The organism is Streptomyces sp. NPDC060205 (assembly GCF_042728395.1).
In the GTDB taxonomy this organism is placed as follows: Bacteria; Actinomycetota; Actinomycetes; order Streptomycetales; family Streptomycetaceae; genus Streptomyces.
In genome coordinates this window covers 1-1,287 of record NZ_JBHWZP010000033.1, presented here as the reverse complement: position 1 = coordinate 1,287, position 1,287 = coordinate 1, and the positions used below count along the sequence as shown (strand labels likewise).

The 1,287-nt window shown below is 67.4% G+C and carries 1 protein-coding gene; it reads right to left on the bottom strand.

What is annotated here, in order from left to right:
- A partial coding sequence (gene istA, locus ACFWGJ_RS08560; protein WP_387321857.1) for an IS21 family transposase occupies positions 1 to 1,162 on the bottom strand: 1,162 nt, incomplete at its 3' end.
- Positions 1,163 to 1,287 lie beyond the last annotated feature (125 nt).

Genomic DNA, 1,287 nt, shown 5'->3' with positions numbered 1-1,287 from the left:
GGCCGATCGCCCGCGGGTGGGTGGCCAGCAGCGTCTCGCCGCTGCTGTCCGCGATGGTGGAGTGCAGCATGACCTGCGACTTCGTAGCCCGGATCTCCACCAGTTGACGCGGTCGGACCCTGCGGGCGGGCACCGAGTAGAGGTTGCCGCCGAAGGCGACCAGGCAGTCCTTGCCGACCGGCCGCAGGTGGCGCTCGGCCACCAGATACGGAGTGTCCGGCAGTGGTTTGAGGGCCATGTGGTCGCGGGCTGCCCGCTCGCCGATGATCTGCTGGTGAGTCCTGTGGGCCTGAGCCCGCCGCTGCGGCACCCAGGTGGCGAAGGCGGCGTCCATCTCCTTGACGGAGGAGAAGGACCGGCCGGACAGGACGTGGTCGCGGACGATGAGGACCTGCCGTTCGACGCGTCCCTTGCCGGTCGGGCGGTAGGCGGCCAGGACGTCGATGTCGAAGTCGTAGTGCCCGGCGAACCCGACCGCTTCCGGATGCAGCGGGACCGCCTCGCCCGGAGCGACGTGCCGGCGGACGACGGTCTTGGTCCGGTCGTAGACGATCGCCATCGGGACGCCTCCGAAGTGGGCAAAGGCCCGGCGGTGGCAGTCGAAGAAGCTCTGGAGGTCCTGGCTGGTGGTGAAGCAGCAGAACGGGTCGCGCGAGTACGACAGCGTCATGTGGAAGGAGTAGACCTTCGGGATTCCCATGTGAGCAAGGATTTTGCCTTCGTCGCCCCAGTCCACCTGGGCCTGGGCGCCGGGGATCACCTCGAAGCGGCGGTGCATGCCGGCGAGTTCCTTCGGCGTGATGCCGAGTTCTTCGGCGATGCGAGGCCGGGCGTCCTGAACGTAGAGCTTGACGCGCTGGTAGTTGCCGGTGAACCCGTACTCCGAGGTCAGCCGTCCGTGGATCACCGCGGCCTTCATCAAGATCTCCGCCCGCAGCATCGAGTCGACCAGCGGCGCGAACTCATCGATCACCCTCGCCTTCGACCGCCCGCTCGGCGACCTGCGTGGCGGGGTCGCCGGCCCCGGCGCCGACAGATACTTCCGCACCGTCTTCCGGTCCAGCCCAGTCTCCCGGGCCACCTCCGACAGGCTGATCGCCCCGGATTCCAACAGACTCCGGAAGCGCCGCAGTTCCAACCAACGTTGCGCATCCAAGACCACCGTCGACCGCCTTCCGCCACCTCTCACCGACCAAGCAGCAGAGTGCCGAGCAGCAGGTCTCACCGCATCAACAACTGTCCCTTTTCATCCGTACGCAGGTGGGGACGTTCATGTGTACGCCGACA